Below are 20,572 nucleotides of genomic sequence, written 5' to 3'. Positions count from 1 at the left end.
ATGACCACCGACCGCCCTCTACCCATACCCACGCCCGAAACCGCCCATTTTTGGGAGGGCACGCGCGTCGGTGAACTTCGACTCCAGTCCTGCCGCGACTGCGGCAAGACCTACTTCCCGCCCAGGCCCTTCTGTCCTTCGTGCACGTCCAGGCACGTGGAAGTGGTCCGGGCCAGCGGGCGGGGAACGCTTCACAGCTACGTCATTTCGCAATTGCCTGCCCCCGGTTTCCATCCCCCCTACACCATCGCAGTGGTCAAACTGGACGAAGGACCCAAGATGATGACGAACATCGTGGGAACTCCTTGTGACCCCGCGTTGCTGCCACTGGACCACCCCGTGGAGGTCACCTTCCAGGCCTTCAACGACAAGATTTCCCTGCCGCTTTTCAAACTGGCCGGAGACGCGCGATGAACCGGGCGCGTGCAGCGGTCATCGGCGCCGCCGAAACGACCGAGATGGGAAAGCTGCCGCACATGTCGCAGATACAGCTGCATGCGGACGCTGCGTTGAACGCGCTCGCGGATGCGGGGCTGAAGCCGTCCGACATCGACGGGATTGCGACAGCGGGCGAAACCCCTGAGTCGCTCGCGCTCTACCTGGGTATCACCCCGACCTGGATCGACGCTACGGGCGTCGGCGGATGCTCGTTCATGATGCACGTGCGTCATGCAATGGCGGCGATCGAGTCCGGGCTGTGTCGCCACGTCCTGATCACCCACGGGGAGAGCGGGCGCTCGCACATTGCCGCAGCCGGGTTTCCACACCCGATGCCCGGAAGCCTGCCGCAGCAGTTCGAGACCCCGTTCGGCACGTATGGGCCGCCAACGATGTTCACGCTCCCTGTGCTGCGCTACCTGAAGGACCGCGGCTACGAACAAGAAGACCTGGCCCGTGTCGCCGTCGTCCAGCGCGAATGGGCCGCCCTCAACCCGCGAGCCAGCCAGAAGACGCCGATCAGCGTCGACGACGTGATGGCCTCGAAGATGATCGCGTACCCGTTCCGGATGCTGATGTGCTGCCTGGTCACCGACGGCGGCGGTGCGATCGTGCTGTCTTCCGCCGAGCGTGCGGCGGACCTGCACGACCGACCGGTCTATGTGATCGGCACCGGCGAAAGCGTCGAGGGCAACATGATCAGCCAGATGGAGGACTTCAGCTCCTCCAAGGCCTTTCGCGTGTCGGGACGCAACGCGTTCGCACAGGCCGGTATCACTCATGCGGACGTGGACCACCTGATGATCTACGACGCGTTCGCGCACCTCCCGCTGTACGGACTGGAAGACCTTGGGTTCTGCCAACCCGGCGAGGCGGCGGCGTTCATCCGTGAAGGGCACACGCGCCCCGGCGGCAAGCTGCCGCTGAATACCAACGGCGGCGGTCTCAGCTACATGCATTCGGGCATGTATGGCATGTACGCCCTACAGGAAAGCATCCGACAAATGCGCGGCGTTGCGCCTGCGCAGGTCCTGGGCGCGAAGATTTCAGTGGCTCATGGCGTCGGCGGCATGTTTGCGGCGAGCTCGACGATCATCTTCTCCAGCGAAAACACCTGAACGATGTCTACCTTCGAGATGCGTTTCACCCGGGGTAAATTCCCTGCGGGCGGTGGCTACCCGGGTCACCGGCCCGGGACGAGGACCGACGAGAAGCTCGGCATGATCTGCGAGTACGACGTGCCGGTCACGATGCGCGACGGCGTGAAGCTCTACGTCGACATCTTTCGCCCCGCGACGGAGGGACACTACCCCGTCGTCCTAGCCTGGGCGCCTTACGGCAAGCATGCTGGTGCGGAAGACTACTACGCGATGCTTCCTGGCTGCGGCCAGGCGAAGGCACTTCACTCCGAGTACGGCATGTTCGAAGGGCCGGACCCTGCGCACTGGTGCCCGCACGGTTACGTCATCGTGAAGGTCGACCCGCGCGGCGCGTGGGGATCGGAAGGCGACCTGACGTTCATGAGCCCGCAGGAGGCGCTGGACGGCTACGACGTTGTCGAATGGGCCGGCACGCAGGCCTGGAGCAACGGTAAGGTGGGCATGAACGGCGTGTCCTACCTGGGCTGGACCCAATGGAAGATCGCCTCCATGAACCCCCCGCACCTGGCCGCGATCAATCCATGGGAAGGTGCCAGCGACTTCTATCGCGAGCTGTGCTTCCATGGGGGCATCCGCAGCAATTTCACGGCCATGTTTCCGGGGACGATGTGCCGGCCAACAAGGCGGGCGGAAGACCTGCTCGCGATGTGCAAGGAACATCCGCTGTTCGATGACTACTGGGCCAGCAAGAATGCCGACCTCGAGAAGATCACGGTGCCTGCGTTCGTCGTTGCGAGCTGGTCCGACCACGGACTCCATACGCGCGGGACTTTCGAGGGCTTCAAGAAGATCTCCTCGAAGGAAAAGTGGCTGCGGGTGCACGGCCGCAAGAAGTGGGTGGACTACTACGCGCACGTGGAGATGCAGCGGCAGTTCTACGACCGGTTCCTGAAGTGCATCGACAACGAGGTCAAGTATTGGCCCAAGGTCAACCTGGAGATCAGGGAGCGATCGCACGTCGGCAACTTTCGTTCGGAGAACGAGTGGCCCCTGGCGCGCACGGTCTATACGCCGCTGTTCCTCGGCGCGCCGCGGGGCGAACTCAGCACGGAGCCATTCGACGACGCCGGAAAAGCGACCTACCGCGTCGACAACCCGAAGGACAAGAGCCAGAACGCCACGTTCGAAATGACGTTCCCCCGGAAGACGGAGCTGACCGGCCACGCAAAGCTCAAGCTGTGGGTCGAAGCCGAAGGCAGCGACGACATGGACCTGTATGTGGTGCTCGACAAGATCGACCGCAGCGGCAACAGGGTTCCGCTGCCCTCGCAGAGCGCGTATGACCTTGGCCCGGTCGCCTATGGCTGGTTGCGCGTGTCCCATCGTGAACTCGACGAACAGCGCTCGACGCCCTTTCAGCCCGTGTTGCTGCACCGCCGTGAGATCAAGCTCGCAGCCGGCAAGATCGTGCCCGTGGAAATCGAGCTGTGGGCCGCGAGCATGCTGTTCGAAGCCGGCGAGGGATTGCGCGTCACGGTGATCGGCAGCGACCTGCACGCGCAGGAAGCGTGGGAGCATGACGCGGTGCGCACCGTCAATCGCGGCATGCACGTGATCCACACGGGCGGCCCGTACGACTCGCACTTGCTCGTGCCGGTGATCCCGGCCCGGTAGCAGTTTCAGGGCCTGGGTTTCGCTTCCAGGCCCTTGAACAACACTTCGAGCAGCGTGTCGCTGAGCGAGGAAACGGCTTCCGGCGTCGTGGGCATTTCGCCATACACCTCCTTGAGCAACCGGCTCAGCGTGAACGTGAGCACGCAGGCGCCGACGATGATGTTGGTGACGTCTCGCACCGGGAGCTTGCGCACCACCCCCGCGGCGATCGCCGATCCGATGGCGGCGTTGAAAGTCGCGTAGCCTCGGACCATGAAGCGCTTCGCGAGCCACTTCAGGCGTGGCGAGTCGTTCATGCCCTCGTGAATGAGGATGCGCGTGAGGTCGGGGTCCGCCGCATTGGCGGAAATGAAACGGCGCAGCATCACCTTCAGGCGCGAAAGATCATCCACGTCGCGCAGGTCTTCCATGTTCAGGGAAAACATGTTCCCGCGCGCGTGCATGAGGTGCTCCACGGCAGCCTTCCAGAGCTTCTCCTTCGTCCCGAAATGGTAGTGCACCATCGACTGGGTGAGCCCGGCGGCGGTTGCCACTGCGCCCGTACTGACCGCATCGAAGCCGTGCTGCGCGAACAGTGCCACCGCAGCTTCGAGCAGGCGCTCGGCAGGCATCTCGGGCATAGGCGTTACCGCCGGTGCGGCCCGGCGCAGTGCGGACTTCGGCTTGGCGAGGACAGGAGCGTCAGGGGTCCGTTTCATTGGCAGGTATTGTAGATTGGCGGATCGAAGTTCCAGATCGACCTATTTTGATGTACAAGCTTCCGGCCGGACGGAACGTCCCTAGAAAGTTGACGACAGCTGGCCGCCGTCGATCACGATACTCTGGCCGATGATGAAGCTGGCGTACTGGCTGCACAGCAGTGCGCACAATGCGCCGACGTCCTTTGCATCACCCAGCCTAGAAGCCGGGATGCCCACTTGCGCGATCCACTTGTCCATCTCCTCCTGGGACGTGGTGCCGTTTTGCTTCGACAGCGACTCGAAGCGCTGCTGCATCGCCGCTGTGTCGAACATGCCGGGAAGGATGCTGTTGATGGCGACGTTGCTCTTCGCCAGCCCGCTGGAGATCGCAGCCGCGTAGTTGCACAAGGCGGCGCGTGGCGGCCCTGAAAGAAGGCGGCTCTCGTGCGGCCGTTTTGCCGCAATCGTGCCGATATTGACGACGCGGCCGAAGCCGCGCTTCGCCATACCCCCGACAGTCGCCCGCATGAGTTCGACCGGGCCCAGCAACGTGGTCGAAAGCGCGTCCATCCATTCTTCGGGCTCTGGCTCCACATAGCTCTGCAGGAACCGCGGCGGCGAACAGGTGATGACGAGGATATCAGGCTCAGGGCATGCCGCGAGCAGGCGGGCGCGACCCTCGCTGGTGCCATGGTCGGCTACAACGGGAACGACGCGGACGCCCGTCGCCTGCGCAATTTCCTGGGCGGTCGCTTGCAAGCGAGCCTCGCCCCTCGCCGATATGCAGACCTCCACGCCTTCCCTCGCAAGCGCCAGGGCGCTCTCTTTTCCCATTCCCGCGCTGCCTCCTGCGACGATGGCCTTCTTTCCTTTGATCCCGAGTTCCATCTTCTATGCTTTCGATGCTTTGTGTTCCTGGAATACCGCGTCACTACTCAGGCTTGATGCCAGCTTCCTTGAAACCCTGCTCGCTACGCGCTACGTCCTCGGCGATTCGCCTGGCGAGATCTTCCGCGTTGCCGCTCAACGGCCTGATCCCGCGGGACGCGATTTTCGTTTCGACAAAATCCTTGTTGGCAAGGACCGCCTGGATGTCGGCACTGATCTTGTTCACCACCGCACTGGGTGTCCCTGCAGGCGCAAAAACGCCGTACCACAGCCTCGAGATGAGATAGGGGAAACCTTGCTCCGTGGCCGTCTTGACATTGGGGAACTGCGGATGGCGTGAAGAGCCCGTCATGGCGAGCACCTTGAGCTTCTTCACCTGGATGAGCGGTTCGGCGACGTTGGTGCCTCCCATCCCCAACTGGATTTCCCCGCCCGCCATCCCGGCCAACACGGGCCCGATACCCTTGTACGGAACGGCCAGCAAGTCGATGCCTTCGCGCTTGTTCAACATCAGAAAAGCAAGGTCGGCCTGGCTGCCCTTCGAAAACGAACCGAAACTGACCTGCTTCGGGTGCGCGCGAGCGTATGCCACCAGTTCCCGGAGGTCGTTCGCCGGCAAGCTCTCGCTCGCAAGGAGGAACATCTCTGTCTGTGCCACGAGCGACACCGGCACAAAACTCTTGTCAGGGTCGTACGGCAGCTTCGCAAAGAGAAATCGATTGGCGACGAACGTAAAGTCGCCCGTTGCCAGAATCGTGTACCCGTCCGGCGCGGCCTTGGCCACTGCCTCGGCGCCTATCCGCGAATCCGCACCTGCACGGTTCTCCACGATGACTGGCTGCCCCCATTTGTTCGATAGCTCGACGGCCAGCGCCCGATACAGGATGTCCATGCCGCCGGACGGATACGGCACGATGATCTTCACCGGCTTCTGGGGAAACGGGTGCGTCTGTGCATGCGCGCCAACGCATGAAAACACCAACCCGATCAAGACAAGCATCCACTTCATATCGTCTCCTTGGTTCTAATAGGTCAACTGGTCTTTGACTGGTGTCAATAGACTCTTGTTGATGCAGCTCTCAGGCAGCCTTCCATCCAACAGCGACAGGATGTTGGCGACCGCCGTCCGCGGGATCTGCTCGATCATTTGCACCGTATGGCCGACCGAGTGCGGGGTCAGGATGACATTGGGAAGCTGCCGGAACGGGTGGCTGGCGGGGAGCGGTTCGATTTCGAAGACGTCGAGGGCGGCGGCGCCCACCTGCCCGGACTGCAAGGCCTCCACCAACGCGTCCTCGTCCACCAGGCCGCCCCGGGCCGTATTGACAAGGAGCGCCCCGCGCTTCATCAGTTGCACACGGCTTCTGTCCAGCCAATGCCTGCTGCCCTCGTCCAGCCGGGTCATCAGCAGCACCACGTCGCTGGCGGCCAGAAGATGTTCGCTCGAAACGAAAGAGATGCCTTCCTCGTTTTCCTGCGCCTGGCGGGTATGCACCAGAATCGTCGCCTGCCAGCCCTTGAGGCGGTGAACGATTTCCCGCGCAATGCCGCCATAGCCCACGATGCCAACGGTGCGGCCCTTCAGCATGTTGCGATGCTGGACCCGTTCGCCGCCCACCCGAAGCTCGGTTTCCGTTTCGCGCAAACGGTACAGCAACGCCAGCACGAGCATGATGGTGGCTTCGGCCATGCTTTCCCTGCTCTCGCGAATCTTGCCGTTGACCACGGGAATGGACCTGCGTGTGGCCTCCTCTACATCGATCCATTCGTAGCCGAGCAGCGGCGACACGATGCCTCGCAGCGCCGGCATTGCGTCCATTTCCTTCGCCCCGCAGGGGGTCATCAGGCAGACGAGCACGGTTGCTTGCGCCAGCTGCGGGAAGTCCAGCAGTTGCTGGCCTTCGGTCGCAATCACCGACGCTGGACGACCGGCCTCCTCGAGCAAGGATGCGATCTTTTTCATGAGCGGCCCGGTCCGTGCCGGCCCAACGATGAAGAGCATGGGCTTGCCGGGTGCTAATTTCGAAATGATGGATCGATTCGGTCCAGCATTCTCAGCAGGGGCGGCCAGTCGCGTTGATCGGCCTTGTCACGGTTCTGGTAGAACAGGTTCGAGGTCTTCTCGATCGCATCCAGCGATGGCATCAACGGCTTGACACCGCCGCCCAGCGCCGCGACCTGTGCCTGGCAGGCACGTTCGAGGTAGTACATCGTGCCAAAGGCCTCTGCCACCGTGCGGCCGCAGGCCAGCAGGCCGTGGTTCTCCAGAATCATCGCGTTATGCCCACCGAGGTCTCTCGCCAGTCTTTCCCGCTCTGCCAGGTCGATGGCGATGCCTTCATACGCGTGCCGCGCAATGCGATGGTGGAATCGCATCGCATGCTGGGTGATCGGCAGCAAGCCATCCGGGTGCGTCGACACGGCCATGCCGGCCGCGGTATGGGTGTGCATCACACATTTGATGTCCGGACGCGCGGCGTGCACCGCGCTGTGGATCACGAAGCCGGCGGCATTGATGCCCACGCCTGTCGGGTCGTCCAGGATTTCCCCGGAGGCGCTGACTTTGACCAGGTTGGAGGCGCAGACTTCTTCGAACAAGAGCCCGAAAGCGTTCAGCAGAAACTCCTCCCCGCCGTCAAGCCGCGCGGAGATGTGCGTATAGGTCATGTCGGTCATGCGGAAATGCGCAGCCAATCGGTAGCACGCCGCCAGGTCCGTGCGTATGGCTTGTTCACTTGGCGCGTGGGACGGCGTCGAGTCGGCGTCGGAGGCAACTTCATTCAGCATGTCTGGAATCCTTGTCGCTGATCGATGCTCAGAAACCGAACAGGCGGCGCGCGTTACCGGAAGCAATCGCCCGCTTGTCATTCGGGCTGATGGCACACTCATCGAACCATTGGGTGATCTCGCTCATTGATTCGTAGGGATAGTCCACCGCAAAGAGGACGCGATCCACCCCGATTTCGCTGATCGTGTGCAGCAGGCCTTGCGTGCGAAAGGTTCCGGAGGTGGTGACGTAGAAGTTGTCACACAGGTACTCCATTGGAGTTCGCAGGTGCGTGCCGTGCGACCCCGGCATCTGGTGACGGAGCCGGTGTTCCGCCCGCGGCAGCGATAAAGCCAGGCCTTCGCCGAGGTGCCCGAGCATCACGTTGACCTTGGGGAAGCGATCGAAGAGTCCGCTCAGCATCAGGCGAAGCGCGTGCGTGGCAGTTTCGTGGCCAAAACCCCAGGCCGATCCGACCAGCCCGGGATATCCCGCGTAGGCTTTTCGCTGACTCACGAGCGGCATGCGGGGGTGGAGATAGACGGGGACGTCCAGCTCGCTGATGGCCTGCCAGAACGGAAGCACCTGCGGCTCATCGAGATAGGTCCCGCTGTCGTCGCCAGTATTGGTAAAGCCGTTCACCAGCACGCCGATGCAGCCCAACTCCGTGCAGGCGCGCCTGGCTTCGTGGGCAGCCTGCTCGGGGTCCTGCAGCGGGACGCAAGCGAATGTCTTGAGGCGCTTGGGATCGCGCATTGCCAGGGTCTCTGCCGCGTAATCGTTCATGCGGCGCGCGAAATCGACGGCCGCCCGTTTGTCCTGGATGCCCTGGACGCCCGGCTGCGTCAATGAGAGAACGGAAATGTCGATCCCCGCAACATCCATCTCCTCTAGCCGGCGATCAACTTCCTGCAGACGTTGGTTCAGGTGAGCCAGGTAGTTGGGATCGATGAATCCAAAGGTCGAGGGGGTATCGACTTCCGGGGATTCCCAGTGCTCTTCAATCGCGATCTTTCCTCGCATGTCGGTCCTTCGTTCGGGTTCGAATCCGGCGGGGCACACGACCTCCGCCAGGCATTTGACGTACTTCGCAATGCGCTGCGTCGAAGCGACTGTCCATTCACTGCCAGTCAAGCCATTGTAAATAGTTTAATCTATGTTGTCAATAGATCTATTTAGACAACATTGCTGCCGACTTAGGAACCCGAGTGCGCCACCCGAACGGAAAGCCGGGGACTGAGCGGCACCCCGTTGCGCCGACTCTATGCGGCGACCGCTTCGAGCATCCCGCTCAGCGTAAGCGGCCAGCCGCCCCACCTTGAGCAGAGCCGGTAGCTAAACGATGCTGTCCAGTTAACTTCTAACTGGACGGTTATGGACGTGAACCCGAAGTCGCGGCGCAGACACAGCGCTGAGTTCAAGGTACAAGTTGTGGCCGCGTGCGCGGAGCCTGGCGCCACCGTTGCAGCGGTCGCGCGAGCCTTCGGCCTGAATGCCAACCACGTTCACGACTGGTGGCGTGGTCGCAGCGGCGCGGGCGTTTCCAAGACCAACGGGACCTCGCCGCAAGAATCACCGCCGGCGTTTATTGCGCTGTCGCTGCCTTCATCGCCGCCGTCCCCCTCACCGGCGTCGGCGGTCGCTCCCGAGGGGATCCGTCTCGAGTTCAAGCGTAGGGCTATCGGCGTAAGCGTGACGTGGCCCATCTCGGCCGCTGCCGACTGCGCGGTGTGGCTTCGCGAGGTGCTGCGTTGATCTCGTTAGAAGGGCAGCAGGACGACAAGTCGTGGCAGGCGACTCGCCTGCAGTTCGAAGACGCTGTCAAGCGACTCACGACGGTGAAGCCGGAAAGCCGCCACGTCGTCGATTTCAAGTTCCCTGACGGCGGGTCGGAGCGATTCGGCATGGCCTCCGAAGACGAGGCTTCGCGCCTCACCAAAACCCTGACGACCCTTTCCAAAAGGACCAAGCGCTAGTCCCTGGCGCCTGACCACAGTACGACTGTCTCTGCGGCGTTAAGCGAGCACGTCCAGCGCTTCGCTCCTGTGTACCCGCCAAAACTGTTCTTTGCGTTCACATAGACCGTGTAGTCGCGCAGGATGATCCCGTCTGGTGTTCGCCGCAATCCCATTCGAATCGGTGCGTCGAACCTCGCGCTCTCCGGGTCTTTCAACTCGCCCGTAATAGCCGCCTCGCACATCGTGCGCGCGGCAGCGAGAGTCTCAGACGATGCTGGCTCGTCAGCAGGCATCGGAGGCACCTTGCGCGGCTGAGGAACGCCCTGAATAGCAACCTCCTTCGCATCTTGGCCGCACGGCTGCTGCGAAAAAGTATTGCCGCATCGGTACATCGTTTGTGCAGACGCGAAAGCGGAGGCACACAGCAGCGCGCCCCCCATGACTAACCTCAAATGACGCATCGTCTTCCCCCTCAATTCGTCGTTTCGCGAACAGGATAAGGCCCTATTTCCAGAGTGCGACACGCCGTATCCTATTTGTATCTTAGCGTTACTGCGCCCTAGACTGCCCTCACCAGCAACCAACTTGGAGCGCATAAATGGTGATTAGGAATACAGAACTTGGTGGTCTAGTTAACGAACTCGCAAGCCAACATGGTGCCGATGTTTATCACTTGGCAATGATGCGGCAAGTGTGCATTGGAGCGGTACGGAACTTGAGCGCAAAGACGGGCATTGACTTCTCCAACGTGATTTACATGCTGCATTCCTGCGTAGCTTCGCACATGCTGCTCACCGGCACCGATGCCGCGGCGGTTGATCGCGTTTCAGCGGACGCGGACCATGCGTTCGCGGTCGCTAGCATCATGAGCGAGCTTTCGCAATGATTGAGGAAGCGTTTGACGCCTTTGCGCGTTCCGTCGCGGCACACGTGGCATGCGAGATAGCCCCCTGCCCTGTCTACCTGGCGCCGGATCGATTCGTGACGATCAAACTGCATGCGGCAGTCAGTGGCTACAGCGAAGCGGCCATCCGGTCGAAAATCAAAGAGGGGGTGTGGATCGAAGGCCGTGAGTATGTTCGCGCGCCTGACGGTCATGTGTTTATAGACCGCGACGGCGTGCAGCGCTGGCTTGTCATGGGATCGTGATGAGCCCGACCGTCGACGTGCGCGGCGCGGCCGATTTGATGAAGGTGCACCCGAAAACTGTGCTCGACCTGATTGGCGCCGGAGCGCTGCCCGCTGGGCGCGTCGGCCGAGCGTACGTACTACTGACCCGCGATGTGATGCGCTTCATTGAACAACAAGTCGCCAGGCAAACTGCGGAGCGCATGGGAGGCCTCAAGCGGCGTAAGCGCAGCCTCTGAGACTGGCGAATGTAGCACGGTTCGAAGCGGCCCCAGAGTTATACACTTATCCACAGCCCTCTACTTCTGCCCCTTCTACTCTGCTCAGAATTGCGGATATACTCCGCCAGTCATGAGCGCGACCCTTTACTACAACGGCATTCGCATCAACGTGCCAACCAACGAACTGGCTGAAGCTCTTCGCCAGATCTCGTCGCTCTCAGGCGCCGTTCTCCAGCGTCCGACGCTCTCTGGCACCGTGGTTCTGCATCCTGCACCTCCCCCTTCGGGAGCCCTAGACACGGAAGGCCAACAGAGTATCGATTCACTGGATACATCCACAGAAAAACGAGTTGACACAGACATTGCGCTCGCATTTCTGAAGACGATTGCGGAGTACCGGCTGTCTGGTGGGGCTCCCATCAATGCGGTCATGGCGGTGCTCGGCGCTGCTCATGCAAAGGGCGTGGGCAGCAAGACAGTAATCGTCAACAAGGTACTGGACAGATTGGGCTTCGCGATCCCAGACGTGTACACGAACGACCGCGACTCCCTCGGTATGCGCAACTGGCGCCCCGGCCCGCGATTTGATGAGGCTGTGCGTATGCTTTCTCCGTCTCGCGACGAGGAGGAAGATGACCTATGAAAGGAGGAGGGCTATGTGCAGTCGCAGCACAAACGCAAAAAGCCCCTAGCTTTATGGACTAGAGGCTCTCCACGGGGTCAGGCGGCGCGAACCGCTATCACCATGTCTTTGGACGGACGACCCACAGTGTATTCACTGTGAGGGTGATGGACAAGTGCCGACTGACTTCTCCACACCACTATAGGGATACCCATGCCGCAATGCATGTACCCGCGTGGCGTGCACGTTCGCAGTTACGTTCGCTTCCGGTTTGGCCGGCTTGAGAACGTGTGCGAGCATTGCCGCTCGTACCCAGGGCAAATGAGCTTGTTCTAGCTGCTAGTGCTCCCCATTTTGCTCCCCATCGGCGCTAAAGAAAAAAGCCGGTTAGCGTTCGCTAACCGGCTTTTTTCTTACTGTCGTTGGTCGTGTGAAACCGATCTAAAGATGGGCTGTACACCGCATGAACGCTGACTTTCGCCAATTCGGAAAAACGTTTGTACCCCCTTCTGTACCCCCTCTCGGCCATCCGTCCTCCTGTGTTGTGTTCAGGCATTATTGTTGGGGCCGGCTCGACATGATCCGTGGCGGATCCAGGGGGAAGACGATCAGAGGACATGACCTCGCAACAACGGGCACGCAGGCCAGACTGGGCTCAAAATCAGTAGCCGTCGCCGGGCCCTTGTGGCACCAACGCGAACAAGACGCCGACTTTTTGGATGTGGATCTGGGTCGCCACGCCAGACAAAAGATGACTCCGGCCTGTCGCCGGTGTGGCGAAGTTCTCGGACGAGGATGACCCCATCAAATTGCTTGCCCTTCGCCTTGTGAATGTTCATGACCTGCAATCCAAGGTGCGCCTCGATTCCGTCCAGGATTTGCTCCTGGGCCAAGGCGTTATCAAGAGCGAATCTGGCGCGCGTGTAGGCGCCATCACGGAGCCACTCGGCGGCGAGCCCCGCCGAGATGCGATGACCGCGTTGAAACGCCACAAGAAAATCCAGTTGGGAGGCAGCACGTACCAACTCTGCCTGTCCGGTCTGGCGCAGGACATGCTTTACGAACAACCAATCGGCGGCCGGATCACCGGATAGCCCCTGCTCCCGAACATGCGTGACGACGAACCGCAGCGCTTTGGCGATATTGATCGTGAGCACCTTCCCTGCTCTGATCTTGATCGACTGCTCCAGTAGCTTGTCTACCGCCACCTTGCCGGTGCCCGTGGCGCGCCTTGCTGCAGCGAGCAGTTCCATGCTCGTGGCGACGTCCATTTCGGTGCCGTCCGCTTGCTTGGGCTCCAGCAGGAACGCTGCAAAGCGAGCAGTCAGCAGCGCTTCCGCTTCATCAAACAGAAGCTTGTGCCGCACGACCTTGCCAACGTTTGCGCCCAACGCGTTCAACGCGTTGGATATCTTTAGAGCACCGCCCTTTCCCATTGTGAGTATGGCAACAGACTTCGCGGATCCCTTGCCATCAGCTCGCATGTCGCGGTGCAATTCCGACAACGCACGCCGTAGTAGGTGGTTCCAGTTTGGCGCGTTCTTTCCTACTCCGTAGGAAATAGTTGCCACACCCTTGTACGGACCACCTCTCGGCTTCGTGGTCAGGACATCGTTGGCAAAGGCAAGAATCTCGGTGTCCGGGCTCCGATGATTGTCATTTCCCAGATCCACATCGAGCGGATCAAGGGTCGCCCGGATGACCTTGATCCGCTCGGGACCCACGCCGGGAAGGAAGTCGAATATCTGCTGCTCAAGATCGGCCAGACAAATGATCTGAGCACGCGGTGCGAGAAGTTCCACGCAACGCCAAGCGCTGTCACCCGTGTCTTGGGCCTCGTCAACGATGATCAAGGGGTGACTCAAGGCGATGTTGAGCTTCACATGCGAACTCTGCGCAAGCAGTTCTGCGGCATGGGAGGCAAAGAGATCGAAGGCCGTGCGCCCCTCCTCCATGAATAGCCGATAGCGCTCGGTGTGCCACTCCTCCCAACCTTTGTCTTCTTCGCCGATGCCGCCGGACAGAGCCTTCTCGTCCTGCGGGAGCAGAATGGATAACTTGCGCGGCGCGCCGATCAAATAGGCGTGCGACTTCAGAATCTCCCAGAAGAACGAATGAAAAGTCTGAACCGACAGCAGCGCAATTTCCTCCCTCGGAACCACAAGCTTCGCGGCGTCCAGGACACGAGTAACCGCCGCACGCGAGAAGCTCAGAAACAGGACGGTCTGACCTGGCACAACACCCGCCCGTATGCGTGCAACCGCCTTTTTCAACGCAAGCGTTGTCTTCCCGCTACCAGGACCGCCGATGACAAGTGCGTGGCCCTCGCAGGCCATAACGCTCTCACGCGGATCGGACATGGCTTGACCTGTCAAGCCTCAGCCCCCTGCTCCTCAACAGCATCGGGGACTTGTGGCATGGCGCCATAGACGGCGTATAAAAAATTCATGACAGACGCCGGCAGTTCAGCAAACTCACACTCCTCAAACAAGCGAGCCGCCCACCCCGCCCCCTTGCTACTCTTCAACGTGTTCCGGGCCAGAACACGAACACCGGCGTCATCAGGGCGTGCCGCCGGCAGGCCGACGCTCGCTGCCTCGCCGCTATCTCGTAACGACGACAGAAAATCCCAGAGACGCTCTGCCGGCATCTCCGCAGCTATGAGATCCTCGAAGCCCTTGTGCACGTGCTCCGTATTGATGTCGAAGTTTGCGGCCAGGCTGTCCTTCTGTGCTTGCTGACGATTCGCGACGAGGTCATAAAACGCGAAGGTCTTGAGCCCCATCGTCTTAAAGAACTTACCGAATTTCGGAACGTTGGACTCGCCATAGGCATAGAAGAACGTCGCACCGAGGATATCCAGCGGCTGGAATCCAAGCATGCCCAGTGACTCCTCAATACGCCTCGCCGCCACCGGCAGTGCGTGGAATTCTGTCAATCCCTCCAGGACGATGGCCGCCTTTCCAAGCATGCATTCGCAGAGTCCCCATCTTGCATACTGCTTGAACTCCTTGTCGGTCAACCCTGCTGCTTCGGACACTTTTCGCGCACTCACGACACCAGCATCGCGCGAAAGCAGAAGCGTATGAGATGGCTCGAACCGCTCGATCACGAAGGGCGAATGAGATGTCACAAAAGCTTGGGTCGTCTTGGTAAGCAGGTAGTGCGCGATCCGGCGCTGGGTATGCGGGGGCACCGCAATCTCTGGCTCCTCCATCGCGAAGATGACTGTGTCGGGCTTCAGTTCAGCGATGAATGAGAGTAAGGCCAGAACCAACGTGTTGAGCGTCCCCGTTCCTGCATGGGCGAATGGGACATGGCTCTGATCCGGCGACAGCGCCAGAAAGAACGCCATCGTTTTACGCAGATGGTCGCGTGTCAGTTCCGAAACATGTAGCTTGGTGGCGTGACCTGGCGCCTCCATCGCTATATACCGCGACAGTCGCTGCTCGACATTTCTGAGAACGGGAGTGATCTCGGCGGCATCGGCTTCAAGATCAAGGTCTCGCAAACGCTGGATGGTGTTCTCCCAGAGCGTCGTTCGAATTCCCTTTGTTCGGAGAATGATGTCGAGGAGGCTCCCACGCTCCAAGCTCAAGGCACGCGAACCCGTTCGAAGGGCACGCAAATACAAGAAGCCAAAGAGCCTCTTGATGGGCCTCGGAACCGGCTTGAGTTTTCCATCCTCTTCATCAGGGCTCCTAGAAAAGTACGTCTTCGCAACGAACTCATCCTCCTCTGGATCGTACTCGCCAATCGTTTCAAGCCGCAGGCATCGAACAGAGGTGGGTGGGTTGGCGAGAGCAGCCTCCCCGTCCCCGAGCAGTCGCTTCTCTGCTACGTGCCAGAACTCCAGATGCCCACCACATTTGATCAGCACCTCCTCGCTCGGCTCAACGAGGACCACCTCAATACGAATCTTGGTCAGCACTGGCGGCTCGCCTTCCGCCAACGCTGCGCTCATGTAGCGAGCGTTGTAGAAATCAAACTCGTCGATCGGAGGAAACCGATTGAGTCGATCAGTCCCGAGAACGAGGTCCAGAGCTTCGCAGATCGTGCTCTTTCCCACATTGTTCGATGCAACGAACAACGTATGCCCGTCGAACAGCAGTTGCGCTGACTTGATCCCACGGAAATTCTCTATTGCCAGTCGGACGACCTTCATGCAGTTTTCTCCGGCCGAAATTCATGTTGTCGATGAAAGGCGAGATAGCTAGCGTGCTCTCGCTTCAGTCCATTCAGGCGCCAATCGCCTGACAGCCCCAACTGCAGTCGTGCTGCCCCCGAGAGTGATGCTGAGGTCAGCAGTGCTCCATCGTCTTCGAAGGAAATCCAGCCCCCGTCGAACAGGGCATCCAGGTGCGGAGCTAGGAGCAGGCCATTGAAGACATCCAGCCGCTCGTCATCAGTCACGCACTTGGCCCAAGGCTTGATGTGGGAAGCACGCAGCAGGCTGGTCTCCACCAAGCCTGTAACGCAGCATCGCCCCTGCCAATAGTCGAGCAGAGCATCCCTGAACAGGCCCTGCCCCACCCGTTGAACAACCAAGCGCTCAGCCTCGGTCGACTGCGGGAGCTTGGCCTTTTCTTGTCGAAACTTGTCAGCAACCCTGTTCGGCATTGTTCTGGCGAGAGCCGATGCGCGTTGCAGGACGGCGTAAAGCTCGCCATACGCGTGAACCTCGACCGCATCACCAACCACACGGTCCAACAAAGCACCGGATGATGTCGACACCCTGAAGCTAGCAGCCGCACTGGTCGAAGCCGAAATACAAATGGTCTCTGGAAATGCCGCCGACCGCAGCTCAAGCACGCCATCATCGGTCAGGCGAGGGGTCATTTCGAAGCCGCAGTCTGCCCCGGCCTTCTCCAGCCGCAGGCGGTCGAGAGGGGTCATGCAGCGCCTCCATTTAAACTTTGGCTGCTTGCACGCACGGCGCCTGCGGCAGGCAGTCGACGGGTCGCCAGGAACTCCGCGCAGGACATGCTCCACCGAGCGCACTTCTGCGCCAAGGCTGCGGTGCCAACTCGCTTTCGCCAGCAGTGTGTTGGCCGTTCAGCCGAAGGGCGCATCACGACGGTCTTCCCCTGTAGCCGGCGGGCGCTGCCTTGAGTTCCTTCGGAGCCTTTGCTGGGTTGGTCGATTTGAAGGGCGCGGGGTCAACTTCGAACACGCTCACGGCAATTTGGTTGTTCCCATGAACGTGTGCAATGAGGCGCTCATGCTTCGGAAGCGGCGCCTGAGCAGTGGAACCACCGAACTCGCCGGAGTTGGCCAACACCACTGGCTGATACATGTGAAAGTGGAGCGCCGCCACCATGTTGTCAAAGGTCTGGACGTCCTGATTGAGTGCTGCGACCAAGAACACGTCGGACCGATCCCGAAGGTCGGCAACCAGGTCAAGGTCTGTTGCGTCGTAGCAAATGGCAGCGGCAATCCGTGTTCGCGTCTTCGAGCCGACCGGTAGCTCGACCAGCGTCAGGTGTGGCCGATATCCCTTCACTCCCATCGCTCGTTCCAGCTTCATCGGATGAAGCTTTCCTTGCCAGACGTACTGGATGCTGCGTCCGTGACCGGGAGACTCCGTGCGGATCAACCACAGCCCCTGGTTGATCGGTGCGCCCAACTTGGCCGACGCCTGGAACGTCAGCCCAGTGAAGATGTTCGCGCCAAGCTTGTCGGACAGTCGGCGAAGCAAAAAAACATGCTCGGGGTGTACGGCCAATTCTGGGAACAAGATGACATCCACGACCGGTCCATCTCCTTCTTCGCCCGCCGACGTTGAGCTCTGTGCCGAGGCCCAGGTTCGAAGCTTCTGAAAAGTCAGCCTGCACACCTCCGCCAAATGCCTCCGGTGTTCAGCGAGGACACCGGGGGTCCAGTGCGTCGGATCCTTGACATCAAACTCGTCCCTGCGTGGACGCATCGGCTGAACGATGGCGACACGCAGGGGCCTGTCTTGTAGCGGCGCGTGGTCGTCGGTCGGCACAACATACATGGGTGTCTTGCTTCGCGTTCCGAACAGGGCCCGCTGCACGGCAATCCGCTCCTCAAACACCGCAAGCAACTCATCGGCTGTTCGGGCCGTCCCCGCCGCGGCTGCGTGGTGCGCACGAAACTCGACCCCAGGCCAGCGCAGCAATGTGGAAAGCAACCCCGACAGCCACGGAGACACAGGCCCCGGTTCATCCAGCAGTCCGCGCCCAGAGTTCATTAGCCCGAATCTGCGCTTGAACCAACTGCTCCGAAGACCGGTGTAGTGACCTACCTCCTCGGTCACGAGATAGCGCCGGCTCGTGAAGTCAAACTCGCCGGTCAGCGCCGCTCGCAGAATTCGCCCCAATCCGTATAGCCACGCACTATCGTCGTCAACCCAAGGCGGATTGGCGTACAGAGGGCTTGCTGATTCGGTGCGTACCAAGGGCTGTACAGACAAGAAATCCTTCCCGTCGGGCAGCGCATGAATCCGTGTCCAGTCGTCGCACGCGAGCGTGATGTCCATCGCGCTCAAGCCTGAGTTCAAGTGCACCTCGATGCCCTCCACGCCGAGCAGCGCCTTGGCAAGCATCAGGACTCCGTTCTCCTGCGCGAACACATTATCGGCTTCCATCATGACGTGGTGGAGTGGCCGGACACTCCGGCGCACCCCACTGGTGCGGCGCGAAGACGTTCGCTTGTTGGTCTCAATCAGTGCGGGGGGGACAAACTTACGCCAGCGCGGAGCCCTGTTGCCCCGCCCATTCAAGGCCGCCAACATGAGGTCTGGCCGGTGCAGCGACACGGTCGTCACTACCTCCGCCTGCAGGGCGTCTTCCTTGGTCAGTCGCAGCCCCTCAGCCAACCAGACGCCGAATCGCCTCGGATTGGGGTGCAACTGCTGGGCAACAAGCGCCAACGGAAGCACCTCCTTCAACGCCCCGGAATGCGCGGGCTCGAACATGATTGCGCGGTTGAGCGCCTTGTAGGGCTGCACCAATGCGAAACTGCTCTCGTCCGTCACCGCCAGCGAGACATCGCCAATGGAGGACAGGTACAGATGCGCCTGTTGCAGCAGGTACCATGGTGAATCCGCACGCTCAAGAACCACTCGACGAGCCAGTGTGCCCAACTCCTCTCGATAGCCGGAAATATCGACGGACTCAGGGTAGTCCTCCTCTGCACGAAAGCCAGTTTCAACGGCACCTGCGCGCAGAAGGTCTGCGAGAACGTACTCGGCGACCCGAACCTGCCTCAGCTGAGCTGCACTGAGGCCGACCTGAGGGCAGAACAACTTGACGCTGAGTGCTTCGGCAACCGGCGACAACAACCTGGGATGCGGAAACAGATCCAATCCGCAGCGCAGCAAGAGGGCCAGTGATGGGTTTTCGGCCCAGCATTTGATGAGCTTGCGCGCCGTGGACTCGAACTCATGGGCCAGGGCCATGCCATTGGTCACACGGTCGCTGAGCACGTTGCCAGTGGACGTGTGTGCCGTGGCATCCGTCATCGCGAGACGATGTCGCATCAGCTGTGCCAAACGCGTTGCCACGAAACGCTTGACCGTATCGTCGCGTACGTCCGTGCTGGGCGCCGCGACAGTGGCCAGACGCAGGCGCGACGGCTTTGGCTCCTCGGCATCGTCAATCTGGTCCGACATCCACAACAGGCCATCGAGCCCGCCAGCAGCCTGGGCCAGCGACTCCAGGTCGAAGGTTCCGCTGAGCTCGGAGTTGAGCACGTCCATCAGGGCAGACATGTTGCTCTGGGCCGAAATCGAGCGGTATGGTGTCACGACGCACTTGCCGGGCGACAGCGACAGTTCAAGCACCTTCTGTGCCTTCAGCAGTTCGCAGTGGCTCTTCAGCGCATTGGTAACGAATGCGACTACGAGCTTCAGTATCTCGTCTTGCTCCGGACCACCGATGCCGCTCGGAGCTTCGACGACCATGCGCATGTCATCCACATATCGACAGTAGTCGACCAACTTCACATCGCGACCAACACTGGTTGCTCGATCTGCGGCTAGATGAAGCTCACGGTCCAGCCTCAGCAGGTATGCATTTGCCAGAAAACCGGAGGCAACCAGCCCTTGCGGCAGGCCAAGTTCCAGCTCTTCTTGACCAGCCCCGTGCATCAGCTCCGCTTGCTTGTGGTCTTCCGACCGCCACTGCCAACGAAAGATGCGCTCGGCGCCCTGCCAGAACGCTTCATCCGCCGCCGACCTATCGGGCAGCCCGAAGGCCTGCCGGTGCTCTGCCTCAATCCGGCGCAGTTCCTGCAAGAGTGCCGCCGTATCGACCCTGTCGAAGAACGACTTGATATCGAGCGAAACCACAAACAGCTCGCGTCTGGGCGGCAGCTGCGTCAGCAATTCGGCACACACTCGTCGCGGCCTTGCCAGGAACGCTCGATAGTCTTGAAAGTACTGGCGGTAAGTTCGACTGTTGCCCCAAGAAAACTTGGCGCGAGAAGGCGCATTGGGCTGCTCGACCCAATTGCACTGAAGGCGGTTGCCATAACTCACCACGCCCCGCTCGCGCATCGTCAGTACGTCCTTTCCGGACGTATCGCCCTGCGCCGTCTCAACGGCTTCCGCCAGACACATCATTACGGCCGTGGCCAGTGTCTGGTCTCGGATAGATAGATGTGCCAAGGGGCGCAGCTTTTGAGTCAGGTCGCTCGAAGCCGCATCGGCGCCAGGCTCGCTCTCCTTGGTCTTGGGCACCCAGTCATCGAATGTAGGCTCAGAGCCGAGGATGTCGAGGTCGAGGAGGTCTTCCAGCGAATGCACAACCGGGGTGGGCCTGAACTCCCACTTGGCAATCTTCGGGGCGGGCACTAGAAGCAATTCATGCGGGCGAAAGCTGTCTTGACTGACATCGGAACCCCAACGCAAGAGCTGGTCCTCGAGATCGACCGTCGACACATCTAGCTCCAGGATGTCGGCATACCAGTTGTGGCGGCGGATGAATGCGTGCGACTTCTTCCAAGCCTGAGAAAGCACCACCACATCGGCAAGGCTTCTGCCGTGCGGCACCAGCTCCAGATACGCCTCCTTAACAACTGACATGTAGCCCCTCCTCGTTCTTGTTCAGGTTATTTGCTCAAAAAGACGCT

The 20,572-nt window shown here is 60.7% G+C and carries 19 protein-coding genes; 9 read left to right on the top strand and 10 right to left on the bottom strand.

Features of this window, described 5'->3' with window-relative positions; translation table 11 throughout:
- The 3 genes from ACCD11_RS05985 to ACCD11_RS05975 are packed head-to-tail and all read left to right on the top strand — an operon-like array spanning position 1 to position 3,212.
- Complete coding sequence (locus ACCD11_RS05985; RefSeq protein WP_413312928.1) at positions 1-414, top strand: Zn-ribbon domain-containing OB-fold protein; 414 nt, start codon at positions 1-3, stop codon at positions 412-414.
- The gene (locus ACCD11_RS05980) at positions 411-1,556 is read left to right on the top strand and encodes a thiolase C-terminal domain-containing protein (RefSeq protein ID WP_413312927.1); all 1,146 of its coding nucleotides are present in this window, start codon (positions 411-413) and stop codon (positions 1,554-1,556) included. The genes ACCD11_RS05985 and ACCD11_RS05980 overlap by 4 nt, the downstream gene beginning before the upstream one ends.
- Before the next feature lie 3 nt (positions 1,557-1,559).
- A complete protein-coding gene (locus ACCD11_RS05975) occupies positions 1,560-3,212 on the top strand; it encodes a CocE/NonD family hydrolase (RefSeq protein ID WP_413312925.1) in 1,653 nt (550 codons plus the stop codon).
- Between the two features lie 5 nt (positions 3,213-3,217).
- On the opposite strand, the gene ACCD11_RS05970 is transcribed toward ACCD11_RS05975, so the two are convergent.
- The 6 genes from ACCD11_RS05970 to ACCD11_RS05945 form a co-directional block, all read right to left on the bottom strand.
- Positions 3,218-3,910 carry a TetR/AcrR family transcriptional regulator gene (locus ACCD11_RS05970; RefSeq protein ID WP_413312923.1) on the bottom strand — a complete coding sequence of 231 codons (693 nt, stop codon included), beginning with the start codon at positions 3,908-3,910 and terminating at the stop codon, positions 3,218-3,220.
- Between the two features lie 81 nt (positions 3,911-3,991).
- A complete protein-coding gene (locus ACCD11_RS05965) occupies positions 3,992-4,780 on the bottom strand; it encodes an SDR family oxidoreductase (protein ID WP_413312922.1) in 789 nt (262 codons plus the stop codon).
- A 43-nt stretch (positions 4,781-4,823) separates the two neighbouring features.
- Positions 4,824-5,789 carry a Bug family tripartite tricarboxylate transporter substrate binding protein gene (locus tag ACCD11_RS05960; protein WP_413312921.1) on the bottom strand — a complete coding sequence of 322 codons (966 nt, stop codon included), beginning with the start codon at positions 5,787-5,789 and terminating at the stop codon, positions 4,824-4,826.
- A gap of 15 nt (positions 5,790-5,804) precedes the next feature.
- The gene (locus ACCD11_RS05955; RefSeq protein ID WP_413312919.1) at positions 5,805-6,743 is read right to left on the bottom strand and encodes an NAD(P)-dependent oxidoreductase; all 939 of its coding nucleotides are present in this window, start codon (positions 6,741-6,743) and stop codon (positions 5,805-5,807) included.
- Between the two features lie 53 nt (positions 6,744-6,796).
- Positions 6,797-7,567, bottom strand: coding sequence for a class II aldolase/adducin family protein (locus ACCD11_RS05950; protein ID WP_413312918.1), 771 nt, complete (start codon positions 7,565-7,567; stop codon positions 6,797-6,799).
- Between the two features lie 28 nt (positions 7,568-7,595).
- Complete coding sequence (locus ACCD11_RS05945) at positions 7,596-8,570, bottom strand: amidohydrolase family protein (RefSeq protein WP_413312916.1); 975 nt, start codon at positions 8,568-8,570, stop codon at positions 7,596-7,598.
- A gap of 351 nt (positions 8,571-8,921) precedes the next feature.
- Here ACCD11_RS05945 and ACCD11_RS05940 point away from each other — a divergent pair, with 351 nt between their 5' ends.
- The 6 genes from ACCD11_RS05940 (at position 8,922) to ACCD11_RS05915 (ending at position 11,497) form a co-directional block, all read left to right on the top strand.
- Entirely contained in the window at positions 8,922-9,302 is a 381-nt protein-coding gene (locus ACCD11_RS05940) for a transposase (protein WP_413312914.1), read from the top strand.
- Positions 9,299-9,523, top strand: coding sequence for a hypothetical protein (locus tag ACCD11_RS05935; RefSeq protein ID WP_413312913.1), 225 nt, complete (start codon positions 9,299-9,301; stop codon positions 9,521-9,523). Before ACCD11_RS05940 ends, ACCD11_RS05935 begins: the two co-directional genes overlap by 4 nt.
- A gap of 697 nt (positions 9,524-10,220) precedes the next feature.
- Positions 10,221-10,391 (top strand): hypothetical protein, encoded by a 171-nt coding sequence (locus tag ACCD11_RS05930; protein WP_413312912.1) that lies wholly within the window; start codon positions 10,221-10,223, stop codon positions 10,389-10,391.
- Positions 10,388-10,654, top strand: coding sequence for an excisionase (locus ACCD11_RS05925; protein ID WP_413312910.1), 267 nt, complete (start codon positions 10,388-10,390; stop codon positions 10,652-10,654). Before ACCD11_RS05930 ends, ACCD11_RS05925 begins: the two co-directional genes overlap by 4 nt.
- Positions 10,654-10,872 (top strand): helix-turn-helix domain-containing protein, encoded by a 219-nt coding sequence (locus ACCD11_RS05920; RefSeq protein ID WP_413312908.1) that lies wholly within the window; start codon positions 10,654-10,656, stop codon positions 10,870-10,872. The genes ACCD11_RS05925 and ACCD11_RS05920 overlap by 1 nt, the downstream gene beginning before the upstream one ends.
- Positions 10,873-10,984: 112 nt before the next feature.
- Positions 10,985-11,497 (top strand): hypothetical protein, encoded by a 513-nt coding sequence (locus ACCD11_RS05915; protein WP_413312906.1) that lies wholly within the window; start codon positions 10,985-10,987, stop codon positions 11,495-11,497.
- A gap of 587 nt (positions 11,498-12,084) precedes the next feature.
- Here the strand turns inward: ACCD11_RS05915 and ACCD11_RS05910 are convergent.
- The 4 genes from ACCD11_RS05910 to ACCD11_RS05895 form a co-directional block, all read right to left on the bottom strand.
- Entirely contained in the window at positions 12,085-13,836 is a 1,752-nt protein-coding gene (locus tag ACCD11_RS05910) for a UvrD-helicase domain-containing protein (protein ID WP_413312904.1), read from the bottom strand.
- Positions 13,837-13,847: 11 nt separating this feature from the next.
- Complete coding sequence (locus ACCD11_RS05905) at positions 13,848-15,641, bottom strand: ATP-dependent nuclease (RefSeq protein ID WP_413312903.1); 1,794 nt, start codon at positions 15,639-15,641, stop codon at positions 13,848-13,850.
- Positions 15,638-16,372, bottom strand: coding sequence for an HNH endonuclease (locus ACCD11_RS05900; protein WP_413312901.1), 735 nt, complete (start codon positions 16,370-16,372; stop codon positions 15,638-15,640). Before ACCD11_RS05900 ends, ACCD11_RS05905 begins: the two co-directional genes overlap by 4 nt.
- A 175-nt stretch (positions 16,373-16,547) precedes the next feature.
- Positions 16,548-20,525 (bottom strand): RNA-directed DNA polymerase, encoded by a 3,978-nt coding sequence (locus ACCD11_RS05895; protein ID WP_413312899.1) that lies wholly within the window; start codon positions 20,523-20,525, stop codon positions 16,548-16,550.
- Positions 20,526-20,572: the final 47 nt, after the last annotated feature.

The sequence above is a fragment of the Variovorax sp. Varisp36 genome, assembly GCF_047304235.1.
In the GTDB taxonomy this organism is placed as follows: domain Bacteria; phylum Pseudomonadota; class Gammaproteobacteria; order Burkholderiales; family Burkholderiaceae_C; genus Variovorax.
Note: the sequence above shows the minus strand (reverse complement) of the source record. Positions and strands in the feature narration are given on the sequence as shown.